General features: G+C 66.5%; 11 protein-coding genes. 3 read left to right on the top strand and 8 right to left on the bottom strand.

Annotation, left to right across the window (positions count from 1 at the left end; translation table 11 throughout):
* Positions 1–130: 130 nt before the first annotated feature.
* From QTI24_RS02825 to QTI24_RS02790, 8 genes are all read right to left on the bottom strand, one after another.
* Positions 131–1,126 carry an SLAC1 anion channel family protein gene (locus tag QTI24_RS02825; RefSeq protein WP_286598187.1) on the bottom strand — a complete coding sequence of 332 codons (996 nt, stop codon included), beginning with the start codon at positions 1,124–1,126 and terminating at the stop codon, positions 131–133.
* 27 nt (positions 1,127–1,153) lie between these two features.
* Complete coding sequence (locus QTI24_RS02820) at positions 1,154–2,749, bottom strand: aspartate:alanine exchanger family transporter (RefSeq protein ID WP_286598185.1); 1,596 nt, start codon at positions 2,747–2,749, stop codon at positions 1,154–1,156.
* A gap of 30 nt (positions 2,750–2,779) precedes the next feature.
* Positions 2,780–3,637, bottom strand: coding sequence for a pyruvate formate-lyase-activating protein (gene pflA / locus QTI24_RS02815; RefSeq protein WP_286598183.1), 858 nt, complete (start codon positions 3,635–3,637; stop codon positions 2,780–2,782).
* An 18-nt stretch (positions 3,638–3,655) separates the two neighbouring features.
* Positions 3,656–5,917 carry a formate C-acetyltransferase gene (gene pflB, locus QTI24_RS02810; protein WP_286598182.1) on the bottom strand — a complete coding sequence of 754 codons (2,262 nt, stop codon included), beginning with the start codon at positions 5,915–5,917 and terminating at the stop codon, positions 3,656–3,658.
* A gap of 42 nt (positions 5,918–5,959) precedes the next feature.
* The gene (locus QTI24_RS02805; protein ID WP_286598180.1) at positions 5,960–8,002 is read right to left on the bottom strand and encodes an ATP-binding protein; all 2,043 of its coding nucleotides are present in this window, start codon (positions 8,000–8,002) and stop codon (positions 5,960–5,962) included.
* 217 nt (positions 8,003–8,219) lie between these two features.
* The gene (locus tag QTI24_RS02800) at positions 8,220–8,618 is read right to left on the bottom strand and encodes a response regulator (RefSeq protein ID WP_286598179.1); all 399 of its coding nucleotides are present in this window, start codon (positions 8,616–8,618) and stop codon (positions 8,220–8,222) included.
* 25 nt (positions 8,619–8,643) lie between these two features.
* Positions 8,644–9,690, bottom strand: coding sequence for a hypothetical protein (locus QTI24_RS02795; RefSeq protein ID WP_286598178.1), 1,047 nt, complete (start codon positions 9,688–9,690; stop codon positions 8,644–8,646).
* A 9-nt stretch (positions 9,691–9,699) separates the two neighbouring features.
* The gene (locus QTI24_RS02790) at positions 9,700–9,945 is read right to left on the bottom strand and encodes an RNA-binding protein (protein ID WP_286598177.1); all 246 of its coding nucleotides are present in this window, start codon (positions 9,943–9,945) and stop codon (positions 9,700–9,702) included.
* Between the two features lie 120 nt (positions 9,946–10,065).
* On the opposite strand from QTI24_RS02790, the gene QTI24_RS02785 reads away from it, so the two are divergent.
* From QTI24_RS02785 to QTI24_RS02775, 3 genes are read left to right on the top strand one after another with little or no spacing between them, the layout of a single operon-like run.
* Complete coding sequence (locus QTI24_RS02785) at positions 10,066–10,638, top strand: GNAT family N-acetyltransferase (protein ID WP_286598176.1); 573 nt, start codon at positions 10,066–10,068, stop codon at positions 10,636–10,638.
* Positions 10,638–12,857: a TerB family tellurite resistance protein gene (locus QTI24_RS02780; protein WP_286598175.1), complete on the top strand. Its 2,220-nt coding sequence runs from the start codon at positions 10,638–10,640 to the stop codon at positions 12,855–12,857. The genes QTI24_RS02785 and QTI24_RS02780 overlap by 1 nt, the downstream gene beginning before the upstream one ends.
* The gene (locus tag QTI24_RS02775; RefSeq protein WP_286598174.1) at positions 12,826–13,836 is read left to right on the top strand and encodes a phosphate acetyltransferase; all 1,011 of its coding nucleotides are present in this window, start codon (positions 12,826–12,828) and stop codon (positions 13,834–13,836) included. Before QTI24_RS02780 ends, QTI24_RS02775 begins: the two co-directional genes overlap by 32 nt.
* Positions 13,837–13,885 lie beyond the last annotated feature (49 nt).

Genomic DNA, 13,885 nt, shown 5'->3' with positions numbered 1-13,885 from the left:
TGTCTCGCCCTCCGACCAGCGCCGGCGTGAATCCGCGCCAAGCGCCCTCGGTTCTCTCGCTCGCCAGATCGAACGCGAATTGAGTTTCCATGCTTGTCTCCTTTCCGCTTGCAGGACGCTCAAGGCATGGTCAGAGCGTCAACGCGCGCAGTTCGCCCTGAGCCATGCCCATGCTCGTACGAAAGCCCAGCGACAGAATCACGAGAGTCGTGAAAGCGAGCATTGCAAGTGCGAACGCTTGTGCCAGCCATGACGGCTGTTCAATGCTGAACTTCAGCGCAGCGAGCGTCATTGCCGCCAATGGAAAGCTCACGGCCCACCACGAAGTATGGAAGGGCGAGCAACTGCGCAGGCGCACCAGCTTGGGCAGCAGAACCGCGAGCATGAAGACTGCAAGGTAGAAGAGCAACTCCGCGAAAAGATCGAGCTGTCCCGCAACATTGAGATAAGCCGAGAAGCCAACGGCGAAAGGTGCGACCAGGATCATCAATGAAGGCTGTAGCGGCTGGGGCATTGGCTCCTCGAAGATCACCCTGGAGAGGATCAGCGTGAAGAGCGGCACCGCGAAGAACAGGCCCACCGCCAGTGCGAATACGCACACAGCATGCGAGCCGGGCAGGTTCAAAGGAACGCCGGCGATCGAAATATTGAGCGTTCCGACGACCGGGACAATCCAGGCGGGCGTGGCATGCGCGATTTGTTGCCGAACGCTCATCCATCGGCTCACGATCAACCAAGCGAATCCCAGCATCGCCATGGTGCCGGCGACCCAAAGGACCTTGGCCAACGCGAGCGCATAGGGCGCAACAACTGCCGGCAGGAGCAACAGCGAAATGATCGGAGTCGCAAAAAAGTTCGCCGCGACGGGATGCGCGAATTCGGTGCGCACTGCGTTGGGTGATTTGAGGAACTTGATCGCATAGGCGAGAACCAGGGCGACGAAGACGACGGCCGCCGCATAGCCAAGCACCTCGCCCACCCACCTGGGCAGGCCGAACTCGATCGCCGCGAGCCGCCACGCCAGCGCCAGACCGCACAAGCCCATGACTGAGCCGAATAGGCTGACCGGCAGGTAGGCCAGTCCTGCCATATTGCCGGCGTTGTTCGTCTCAAGTGGTTCATTCATGGGCACGTCGTCATGACGCTGCGGCGCTCACCCGCCGCCGACCAGCGCCGGCACGATGTCCACGAAGAGGATCTTGATGATCGTCATCCCCGGAAAGATCATCGCGTAGCCGATGTCCGGCTTGTCCGTCGGCGCCAGCTTGTTCGAATACGCCAGGATGGCCGGGTTGCCGCACGCGCCCGCCACGATGCCGGCCACCTCGTCGAAAGGCATCTTGAACACGCCCAGCCCCAGCACCAGGATCGGCAGCACGAGCGCCACCACGACGATGGCCGCCAGCCCGAGCATCAGGAAGCCCGTCTGCGAGACCGTGGCCGCGAACTTCGGTCCCGACGCCATGCCGACCTGCGCCAGGAACAGCGTCAGACCCAGATTTCGCAGCACCAGGTTCGCCGACAGCGGTATGGTCCAGTTCAGACCACCGGTGCGGCGCAGCCTGCCGAGCACCAGCGCAACGATCAGCACGCCCGAAAGGCCCAGGGCGAGCTTGCCGACGCCGGGCAGGGGAAAGTTGATCGCGCCGAGCAGGAAGCCCAACGCCATGCCGAACCCGATGGAGATGTAGCTGAACTCCGCCGTGCCCTTGATCGAATCGCCGAAGAACTTGCGGAGCGTGGCGAAGTCATCGCGATGCGCGAGCAGGCCGACGCGATCGCCGAACTCCAGCACCAGGTCGGGCCGCGGCAGGATATCGGCGTCCCCGCGGCGCACCTGCACGACCACGTTGGGCCTGCCTTCCGGCAGCTTCAGGTCGCCGAGCGAGCGGCCGACCACGGCCGCTCGTGAAGCGAAGATACGGACGTAATCCAGGTCGCGGCGATCCCCCATCATCCGGCCGGCATGGACCTCGCCGAGTTGCCGCGCCGCCTGCTCGAGCACGTCGCGGCTCGGTCCCGTGACCAGCAGGACGTCGTTCGCAGCCAGCGCCATGGTGTGCGAGGCCGGCAGGTTGTGATGCGCCCGCCGCAGCGCGGCGATCTCGATGCCCGCGGGCAATCCGGAGAGCAGGTCGCCGATGGTCTTGCCCTTCAGCGCGGACTCCTCCGGCGCAATCTCCAGCATCTCGATCGCGCCCCCCGTGGGCGCCTGGATCTTCGGCTTGAGCAGCATGAAGGTCACGTAGAGAAACAGGATCGGCCCGGCCACGCCCAGCGGATAGGCCACCGAGTAGCCGACCGCCGGGTCGTCGTTGCCCAGCGTCACGATGGCAGCCTGCAGGGTCGGCGTGCTGGTGCCGGCGCCCGCGAACAGCCCCAGCGCGTGCCCGAGCGGGAGGTTCGACATCTTCATGAACAGCATGCTCACCACGCCGGCCAGGAGCACGCCGGACAGTGCGATCAGGTTCGCCCTCTGCCCGTACGAACTCGTGAGGCCAATGAAGAACTGCTTGCCGTACTGCACGCCCACGGCGTACAGGAAGAGCGCCAGCCCCAGCGTGCCCACCATGGGCGCCGGCGCCGACTTGGGCGACAGCCAGCCCATGAAGAGCGCCACGAAAAGCACGGCTCCCACACCGAGCGAGAAGCCCTTGATGTTGACCTCTCCCAGCAGGTAGCCGATGGCGATGGTCAGGAACAGCGCCATCATCGGCTGCTGCGCCAGAACGTTGCTCAAGGTCTCCATGATTCTTCTCCTTCTTCTTGTTGTCAGCGTTCAGTACACCGTCAGGCCACGGCTTCGGAACTGCCCGCGCACGCGCTCGGACAGTTCCGCCGAAGGCGGCTCGACCTCGCGCAGCGGGTACTCGAGCCCGAGCTGCTGCCACTTGTCGCGCCCCATCTGGTGGAAGCGCAGGATCTCCACCCGCTCCAGCGACTTGAGTTCTGCACAGACGTCGGCCACCTTCTCGACGTTGTCGTAGCCGTCGGTGAGGCCAGGCACGAGCACGAAGCGCACCCACATCGGCCGCCCGAGCGCCGAGAGGCGCCGCGCATAGTCCAGCGTCGGTTGCAGCGGCTGGCGCGTGACCTGCTCGTAGATGGCGGGGTCTCCGGACTTGATGTCGAGCAGGTGCAAATCGATTTGCGTCAGCTCTTCATCGGTCATGCGCTCGCCGAGGCGCCCGGCGGTGTCGATGCAGGTGTGCAATCCGAGTTGCTTGCAGCGCCGGAAGATCTCCATGGCAAAGGCCTTCTGCACCATCGGCTCGCCCCCCGAGAGCGTGATCCCGCCACGGCTGATCTTCAGCACCTGTGCGTACTTGCCGATCTCCTGCATCGCACGGCCGACCGAGACCGGCCGCCCGTTGTTCCGGTGCCAGGTGTCCGGGTTGTGGCAGTACTGGCAGCGCAGGAAGCAGCCGGTGAGAAAGGCCACGAACCGGATGCCCGGCCCGTCCACCGTGCTGCCGACCTCCCAGGAGTGCACGTAGCCGACGATGTCCTCGCCGGGGTCGCCGGACTCTTCCAGGTCGGCCGGATGGATCGTGTAGTAGTCCTGCGACTTCGACTCCGCAGCCCCCTTCTTGGCGACGTGCAACTCGTACCGGCTGCCGGTCAATGACTGGGTCATGGCGCGCTCTCGGGTGGCCTACATCGCGCCATGGAAGGTGCGGTTGATCACGTCGAGCTGTTGCTCCTTGGTCAGCTTGATGAAGTTCACCGCATAGCCGGACACGCGGATCGTGAGTTGCGGGTAATTCTCCGGATGCGCCATCGCATCCTGCAGCGTCTCACGGTTCAGCACGTTGATGTTGACGTGGAAGCCGCCGCTCACGAAGTAGGCATCGAGCGCATCGCTGCCGCGCGTGATGCGCTCGCTCTCGGTGCCGAGCGCCGAGGGCACGACCGACAGCGTCAGCGAGATGCCGTCCTCCGCGTCGTCGTACGGGATCTTCGCCACGGACATCAGCGCCGCAAGCGCGCCGTGCGTGTCACGCCCGTTGGACGGATTGGCGCCCGGCGCGAAGGGCTCGCCCTTCTTGCGGCCGTCCGGCGTGTTGCCCGTGCCCTTGCCGTAGACCACATTGGACGTGATCGTGAGCACCGATTGCGTGTGCTGCGCGTTGCGGTAGCTCGGGTACATGCGGATCTTGTTCATCATCATCGACACCAGCGTGCGGGCGATGTCGTCGACGCGGTCGTCGTTGTTGCCGAAGCACGGGAATTCGCCCGTGGTCTCGTAGTCGACGATGAGCCCGCGCTCGTCGCGTATCGGCCGCACCTTCGCGTAGCGAATGGCCGAGAGGCTGTCCGCGGCGTGCGAAAGGCCGGCGATGCCGCAGGCCAGCGTGCGCAGCACGTCGCGGTCGTGCAGCGCCATCTCGATCGCCTCGTAGCAGTACTTGTCGTGCATGAAGTGAATGACGTTGAGCGCATTGACATAGGTCTTCGCCAGCCAGTCCAGCATCGGGCTCAGGCGCTCCATCACCTGGTCATAGTCGAGCAGGTCGCCCGTGACCGGCGCCAGCATGGGCCCGACCTGCTCGCCGGTCAGCTCGTCGCGCCCGCCGTTGAGGGCATAGAGCATCGTCTTCGGCAGGTTGACCCGCGCGCCGAAGAACTGCATCTGCTTGCCCAGCCGCATCGCGGAAACGCAGCAGGCGATGGCGCAATCGTCGCCCCACTTGGGTCGCATGAGGTCGTCGGATTCGTACTGGATCGAGCTGGTGTCGATCGAGATCTTGATCGCGAAGCGCTTGAAGCCCTCGGGCAGCCGCGGCGACCAGAACACCGTGAGGTTGGGCTCCGGCGCGGGGCCGAGGTTGTTCAGCGTGTGCAGCATGCGGAAGGCCGACTTCGTGACCAGCGTTCGGCCGTCCTCGCCCATGCCGCCCTCCACCTCCGTGACCCACACCGGGTCGCCGGAGAAAAGCTGGTTGTATTCCGGCGCGCGCAGGAATCGCACGAGCCGCCACTTGATGACCAGGTCGTCGATGATCTCCTGCGCCTGAGATTCGTTCAGCGTGCCTTCGCGCAGGTCGCGCTCGAAGTAGATGTCCCAGAAAGTCGAGAGCCGCCCGGCCGACATCGCCGCGCCGTTCTGCTGCTTGATCGCGGCGAGGTAGCCGAAGTAGGTCCATTGCACGGCCTCGCGCGCGTTAGCCGCCGGCACCGAGATGTCGTAGCCGTAGCTCGATCCCATCTCCTTCAGTTCCTTGAGCGAGCGGATCTGCTCGGACAGTTCCTCGCGCAATCGGATGGTGTCCTCCGTCGAGTGCCGCTCGTCCAGCTCGTGCTTCTCGCGCTCCTTGTCGGCGACAAGGAAGTCGACGCCGTACAACGCGACCCGGCGGTAGTCGCCGACGATGCGGCCGCGCCCATAGGCATCGGGCAAGCCCGTGATCACGTGCGACGAGCGCGCCTTGCGGATCTCGGGCGTGTAGGCGTCGAACACGCCGACGTTGTGCGTCTTGCGGTATTTGGTGAAGACCTCGACCAGCTTCGGGTCGGGCTCGTAGCCGTAGGCGCGCAGGCTGTCCTCCACCACGCGCCAACCGCCGAAGGGCATGATCGCGCGCACCAGTGGTGCATCGGTCTGCAGCCCGACGATGATCTCGTTGGCCTTGTCGATGTAGCCGGGCGCATGCGCCGTGATGCTCGACGGCACCTGCGACACACCGAGCACGCCCTTCTCCCGCTCCTGTGCCAGCAGGGGCTTCAATGTCTCCCACAACGCTTCCGTGCGTGCGGTGGGCCCCTGGAGGAAGCTGTGGTCCCCCTCATAGGGCGTGTAGTTGCGCTGGATGAATTCCCGGACGTTGACGCGGTCCTGCCACAGGCCGGGCGTGAATCCGCGCCAGGCGCCCTCGACTTTCTTGCTCGCAAGGTCGAATGCGAATTGAGTCTCCATGCTTGTCTCCTAGTTAAGACGCTCCAGGCGTCGTGATCCGCTTCAGAGCGGAGTTGCAGCCCGCTTCGGTGAATCGATGTTTCCTTCGGACGATCCCGATGACGACGGCGGATCCGAAAGGAGCCCTGCAGCCTCGCAGGCCAGCACGAGCTCGGCGACGGAACGCACGCCCATCTTGTCCATGACCCGTCCGCGATGCTGCTTGACGGTCTGCTCCGCGATCAGCAAGTCGCCTGCGATCTGCTTGTTCAGCCGGCCCCGGACGACATGCGCCAGGATTTCACGCTCGCGCGGCGAGAGGCGGGCAGCCCGCTCCTTCAGCGCTTCCTGCATGAGCGCGTGCCTGCGCTCGCCGGCATGGCGCTCGACCGCCCGGCGCACGGCAGCGAGCAGGACTTCGCCGTCAACCGGCTTCTCCAGGAAGTCCGCGGCGCCCAGCTTCATCGCATCGACGCCGGCCGACACGTTCCCGTGTCCGGTGAGGAAGATGATCGAGGGCGAGCATCCGCGCTCCAGCAGGCGCTGCTGAAGCTGCAGACCGGAAACCCCCGGCATCTGGATGTCGAGCAGGATGCAGGCCACATCCCCGCCCGGCGGGTTGCCCAGGAACTCGTCGGCCGAGGCATAGGCAGCCCCTGCCCATCCCGCGCCATCGAGCAGGCGCAGGAGGCTGCCGCGCACCGCCGCATCGTCGTCGATGACGCAGACGAGCGCCTCCCCGCCGAGGCCCTCGCATGCCGAGGTGCCGGCCGGCACGTCCGCCTCGCGCGGGCTGTCCGGTGCCTCTGGCTTGCCGGCCGCCGCGGGAAGCTCGACGTTGAAGGTCGCTCCGCCTTCCGCGTTCGACTCGGCCCAGATCCGGCCGCCGTGCGCTTCGACGATGGAGCGGCAGATCGCGAGGCCCAGGCCCAACCCCTCCTGCCGTGTGCTCCAGAAAGGCTCGAAGATCGATTCGAGGTCCTTCGGCGCAATGCCCTTGCCCGCATCGCGCACCGACACCGTGACGCGCGACTCGCCGGACTTCGAAACCTGCATCCGGATGAGGCGCTGCGCCGGCAGGCCGTCCTGCACGGCCGCGGCCGCGTTGAACAGCAGGTTGAGGCCCACCTGTTCGATCTGCACCTTGTCCGCCACGACCCAGCAGCCCTTGTCGAGGCGCGTATCGATGCGGACGCCGTGCCCGGCGAACTCGCTTTCCACCAGACTCTTCGCCTCGCCGAGCGCTGACGCCAGGTCGACGCGCTCGCGTTGGGTTTCGTCCTGCCGGATCAGCGCACGCATGGTGCGGATGGTTTCCGCCGCACGCTTGTCGTCGCGCACCACGGCTTCGAGGATGTCCTTGATCGCGCCGGGGGTCGCGCCGTCGCGCTCGAGGTACTTCAGCCCGGCCTGCGCATTGCTGAGGATGGCCGCCAGCGGCTGGTTGAGCTCGTGCGCGATGGCCGCGGTGAGTGCGCTCACGCGCTGCACACGGTCGGCATGCCAGACGCGGCGGCGGAGCTGCCGCGCCTCTTCCTCGGAACGGGCGAGCGCGAGCGCAGTGGCGAGCACCTCGCCGACGATCTTGAGCCGCGAGACCACCTCGGGTGTCCAGGTGCGCGCCTGGCGCACGGCGGCGACGGAAAGCACGCTGGTCACGCGGCCGCCGATGCGCAGTGGAATCGAGAGATGCGAGCGCAAACCGGTGCGCCGGCAATGCAGGGCCTCCTCGACCGCGTCGGGCGGAAGATCGTCCGGGAGGTTCGACATCGCCACGATGCGTCCGCCGCGCAGCTCGTCGAGGAACCACGGCAGCGGAAACCGGAATCGGCCGCGCGGCAGCGCCTCGAAGTCGTCCGGGCCCACGGAACACAGCACGTTCAGGTAGTCGCCGCCGACGAATTCAGAGAAGGTGCAGCGGTCACAGCCCAGGAACGCAACCAGGCGGCGCAGCGCGCCCTCGGTCCGGGCGAGGAAGTCGTTGCTCGCGATGTCGGCAATGCGCTCGGTGAGGTCGGCCAGCAGGCGCTCGAAGGCGAGCCGCTCCAGCAGAACGACTTCCGCGGTCTCGGCAGACGCAGACGACTTTGCCCCTGCTCGGCGCATCGATTCCTCCTCGCGTTGTGCGCGGGTTGCTGTGCATTGCTGGCTGTCGGCGCATCCCGGGCCGCGATGGCCATGCGGAGAGGAGATCCGCGAAAGGACGAGCATCCCGGCCAGCCTCGCTCTTCCGCATCCTGCAGAACGCGCACGCCAGCCTGCGCGCCCATCTTCGTCTGGCGGATTTGCCCCTGTCAAGCGGCGATTCGAGGGCATGGCGACCTCACATTGGCGCACTGTGGCCATCGCCCTGCATGACCCATTCGATCGAATCGAGCAACGCCGCTCCATCCACCGGCTTGCGGAAGAAGGACTGCGCGCCCATCTCCTTTGCCAGCCGGCGCGCGATCGGGTCGTCGCTCGATGACAGCGCGATGACGGGCAGCACCTTCGCGACCGCATGCAACGCGGTACGGACCGTCGCTTCGCACTCGCGCGCGCCCCACACGTCGAGCAGCACGCACGCCACGCCCATGCCGCGCGCCTGGCCCAGGAACTCCGGCACCGAGGCGCAGGGCCGCGCTTCCAGGCCCGCCGAGTCCATCAAGCGCGACAGCCCCTCGCGCACCGACGCGTCGCCGTCCACCACGTAGACGATTCGCAGGGCGGCTGGCTTCGGCATTTGGCGTCACCTCCCGGTCCCGCACCTAGATGTAGCGCTCGGCGTTCGCGAGCAGGTCCGCTTCGGGCGGCATTTCGGCGAGCGGGCAGCGCACGATGGCAATCACGGCATTGACGCCCTCGCCGATCGCAAGCTCCGACAGCACGAAGTCGTTGACGGGCCCCGGGTGGTCGCCATCCACCCGCACGCCCATCCGGCTCAGGCGCATCGGCGTCTGATGCAGGCTCACATACTGCTCAGGGTGGCCAAACACGGCCTCGATGTGCTTCCTGAAGCTGTCGAGCGTCGCGACGCTGGCCTTCGTCTCGATGAAGTCATGCACGGTCTCCCTGAGCTCGCGCTCCAGCGCGGCGATCTGCGATCGCGTCTCCGCCGTGTCCTCCAGCAGGCCGGCCGCGCCGTCGACGGCCAGCTTCACCAGCCGCAGCCGCGCCGCGAGCCAGGCCTTTCGCTCGCCGAGCTCCGCCGCCTTCATGTCCAGGTCGACGATGCGCTTGAGTGCGAGTTGCGCGAGACGGCGGATGATGCGGCGCCCGACCTCCAGCCGCGTCGCTTCGAACGTGGCCGAGGGCGCGAACAACCGGTGCCCCGAGAAGCTCACCGTGACCTGAGGCACGTCGTGCAGCACCCGGTCGCCGTCCTGCTGGTGCCCCAGCACGGTGCGCTCCTCCTTCTTCATCGCGAGCAGCGCATAGGCTTCGCCGAGCGCGTGGTGCGACGGCACGCCGAAGTGGTCGCGAAGCTCCTTGCTCCGACCGAGAAAGTCGGGCACGTCGTCGGCCGAGGCGAAGAAGGCGTTCAGCCGGGGGTCCTCGTTCCAGGCGGCGCGGGAGAGCAGCAAGGGGTCCATCGGCTGTCGGCCGATGGCGCGCAAATGCGCGATGGTCTTGCGCACGCAGCCTTCGAGCTTGTCCGCATACCGCGCCTGGAGGCGCATGCGCGGGTCCACCGTCTCGACCACGAGCTCGGTCATGTCGGCGACGAGCTGCTTCTCCGCCGCGTCCCCGGCGTTCGCGCCATCGCGCCCGAACAGGCCCGAGGCGACGCGGTCGAACAGCGCGGACAGGTCCATGGAGGCTCGCTACCAGTCCATCTTGGGCACCCATGCCCGCAACACCCGGCCCTGGTAGGAGCGGCCGTTGATGCGCTGCGCCAGCGACTCGGCCTGTGCGCGCGGAAGATCGACGTCGATGAGCGCGGTCGGGGTGCCGGACTCGTTGGCCAGGCGGATCTTGTCCGGCTGCGCGAAGGCGCTGAGCGCTTCGCGGATGCCTTCCTCGGTGACGTCGTCGGGGAGGTTGCCTATGACGATGTGGACTTGCTGCATGTGTCGTCCTCCAGTGCCCCAACGCTATTCCCTGGCCGACGGGGCGAAAATCCTACTTTGGTTGGATTCCCACACCCGGCGGCGAAGGCGCAAGCTGACGCGCACCCCCCGGACCGACCCATGAACGCAGCAGAGTACCTTGCGCTCGAAACCCTTCGCGACGGCCGCCCCGTGCGCATCCGCGCACTGAAGCCTTCGGACCGCGAATCCATGCTCGCGGCGGTCGGCCGCATCGGCGAGGCCTCCATCTATCGCCGCTTCTTTTCGCCCAAGCACAGCTTCAGCGAGCGCGAGATTGCCTACTTCATGGAGGTGGATTTCGTCAGCCACGTTGCCTTGGCCGCCGAACTGGAGGAAAACGGCCAGCCGGTGATCGCGGGCGGCGGTCGCTACATCGTGTCGGAGCCGGGATGCGCCGAGATGGCCTTCGCGGTCGACGATCCGCACCAGGGGCTGGGCATCGGCAAGCTGCTGATGCGCCATCTGGCCTTGATCGCCAAGGCGTCGCACCTCGATACATTGAAGGCCGAAGTGCTCGCAGACAATACGCCGATGCTGGCAGTATTCAAGGCCAGCGGCCTGCCGTTGCAACTGAAGCGCGAGGGCAGCGTGACCCACGTGCACATGGATTGCCGCCACGGTTCTGAAACAAAGGGCGAGGACGATGGCCCTTCGATCCAAGGAGCGCATTGATGGCCAGCAAATCCCCTCCCCCCGACCTCTCCCGTTCCGCACTGTCCGCGCTGTGGCCGATGAAGGCCGCGCAGGCCGCCGCCGAGTACGGCATCGACGCCTGGCAGCGCAGCATCCTCACCATGGACGTGCTGCGCGAGCGCGGCAACCAATATCTCGAACACACGAAATCCGGCAAGCCGCCGGTCCTCGTCTTCGACTACGACATGGTGCTCGACGCGCGCGAGTTTCCGAAGCCCGCCAACTACGCGCTGGTGCGCATCAAACCCGATGCGAGCCACGCCAAGACCGACCCGAAGAAGCGGCCCTTCGTGGTGATCGATCCGCGCGCGGGCCACGGGCCGGGCATCGGCGGCTTCAAGATGGACAGCGAGATCGGCATCGCGCTGCAGCACGGCCACCCCTGCTACTTCGTGATGTTCTTTCCGTACCCGATGCCGGGCCAGACCATCGAATCGGTCTGCGCCGCCGAAATCACCTTCATGAAGAAGGTCAACGAGTTGCATGCCGAATCAGACGGCAAGCCCTTCGTGATCGGCAATTGCCAGGGCGGCTGGGCGCTGATCATGCTCGCGGCGTTGGCACCCCAGCAGGTCGGCCCGATCCTGCTGGCCGGCTCGCCCGTGTCGTACTGGGCCGGCGTCGAGGGCAAGAACCCGATGCGCTATTCGGGCGGTCTGATGGGCGGCACCTGGCTGGCCTCGCTCGCCGGCGACCTGGGCCACGGCAAGTTCGACGGCGCCTATCTGGTCAACAACTTCGAGAGCCTGAATCCCTCGAACACCTACTGGTCGAAGCTCTACAACCTGTATGCGCAGGTGGACACCGAGCGGGAGCGCTTTCTCGAATTCGAGAAGTGGTGGGGCGGTCTCTTCCTCATGAACAAGGAGGAGATGGAGTGGATCACGAAGAACCTCTTCGTCGGCAACAAGCTCTCGGCCGGTGAGGTCGAGTCCTTCGACGGCAAGCATCGCGTGGACATCCGCAACATCCGCACGCCGATCGTCGTGTTCGCGTCTTGGGGCGACAACATCACGCCGCCGCAGCAGGCGCTCAACTGGATTCCCGATGCCTATGCGAGCGTGGACGACATCCGCCTGAACGAGCAGACCATCGTCTACTGCCTGCACGAAAAGATCGGCCACCTGGGCATCTTCGTCTCAGCCGGCGTGGCCAAGCGCGAGACCTCCGAGCTGGCCAGCGCGCTCGACCTCATCGAGACGCTGCCGCCCGGCCTCTACGAGGCGGTGATCCAGGACACGCAGCCCGACATGCCCGGGCTCGCTTACCTCGAAGGCCGCTACCTGATCCAGTTCGTGCCGCGCACCATCGATGACATCCTCGCCTTCGATGACGGGCGCAAGGACGAACAAGCCTTCGAGGTGGTCGACCGGGTGGCCCAGATCAACCAAGGGCTCTACGACACCTTCGCCTCGCCGCTGGTCAAGGCCATGACGAGCGAAGCGAGCGCCGAGGCGGCTCGCGCCGCCAACCCTTCGCGCATGGAGCGCTGGGGTTTGTCGAACCTCAATCCATGGATGTTCTGGGTGCAGGCGATGGCCGAGAACGTGCGTGCCAACCGCCGAGCTGCCGCGCCCGACAACCCTTTCACGAAGGCCGAGCGCGAAGTCTCCGGCCGCATCGAGCAATCGCTCGACCGCGTGCGGGACGTGCGCGACGAGATGTCCGAGCGCATGTTCAAAGCGATCTACGAGGCGCCGTGGCTGGCCGCGGCAGTCGGCCTCGGCGGCGATGCGCTGGGCCGGCGCGGGCCGAAATCGGCCACCTGGGAACAGGACGAACTCAAGCGACTCAAGCGGCAGGAGATCGAATCCCAGTTCGAGACCGGCACCGTGGTGGATGCGTGGGCACGACTGTTGCTGTACGTGCGCCGGGAGGAAAACGTGGTCGACGAGCGTCCCTACAACCTGATGCGGCGAATGATCGACGAGATGGAGCCCGAGCACCGTCCATCGCTCGCAGCGGTCAAGGCCGCGATGAAACGGCAGGCCTTCGTGGTCGCGCTCGACGAGGAGCGCGCCATCGCCGCCCTGCCCGGGCTCGTGCCCGAGATGCATCAGCGCCGCAAAGGCTTCGAGGCGGCGCGGAAAGTGGCGAGTGCGCGCGGCAAGCCCACGGCGCACCAGGAAGAGCGTTTTCGCCGCGTGGCGAGCATCCTGTCCCTCGATGCGCCGGTGCGGCCGCGCAGGGCCGCATGAGCGCCCGCACCGCAGTGAGAAGCCCGAAACACGGAGGTTATCCATGAGTCACGACAAGTACGACCGCCTCATCGAATTCGCGAGATCGCTCGAAGCCGTGGCCACGGCGGTGGCTCATCCGTGCGACGCGAGTTCGCTCTCCGGCGCGCTCGATGCCGCACGGCTGGGCCTGATCCGGCCGATCCTCGTCGGGCCGCGGGCGAAGATCGAAGCCGTGGCAAAGGAGAACAAGCTCGATCTTTCAGGCTGCGAGTTGGTGGACGCGCCGCACAGCCATGCCGCCGCCACGAAGGCGGTCGAGTTGGTGCAGGCCGGCAAGGCCGAGGCCCTCATGAAAGGCAGCCTGCACACCGATGAGCTCATGGCCGCCGTGGTGCGCAAGGACACCGGCCTGCGCACCGCGCGCCGCATCAGCCACTGCTTCGTCATGGACGTGCCCTCGCACGAGGACGCGCTGATCATTTCCGACGCGGCCGTGAACATCGCGCCCACGCTCGAAGAGAAGGTCGACATCGTGCAGAACGCGATCGACCTGGCGCGTGCGCTGCGCCAGACCGAGGTCCGCGTGGCCATCCTGTCGGCCATGGAGACCGTCAATCCCAAGGTGCCCTCGACGGTCGAGGCCGCGGCGCTGTGCAAGATGGCCGACCGCGGGCAAATCACGGGCGGCATCCTCGATGGGCCGCTGGCGCTCGACAACGCGATCGACCTGGAGGCCGCAGGCATCAAGAAGATCGTCTCGCCGGTCGCCGGGCGGGCGAACGTGCTGATCGTGCCCAACCTCGAATCCGGCAACATGCTCGCCAAGAGCCTGAGCTTTCTCGCGCATGCCGACTCGGCCGGCATCGTGCTGGGCGCGAAAGTGCCGATCATTCTCACCAGCCGCGCCGATTCAGTGACCGCCCGCCTCGCCTCGTGCGCCGTCGCGGTGATGGTCGTGCATGCGCGGCGCGAGAACTCGGCGAAAGTGATTGCATGAGCGCCGCCCGGCCGCCCGAAGGCGCTCGCACCGCAGTGCGAAGCAAGGA

The organism is Variovorax sp. J22P240 (assembly GCF_030316855.1).
GTDB lineage: Bacteria > Pseudomonadota > Gammaproteobacteria > Burkholderiales > Burkholderiaceae_C > Variovorax.
The sequence above is the reverse complement of the archived record's forward strand: the minus strand, read 5'-3'. Positions and strand labels throughout refer to the sequence as shown.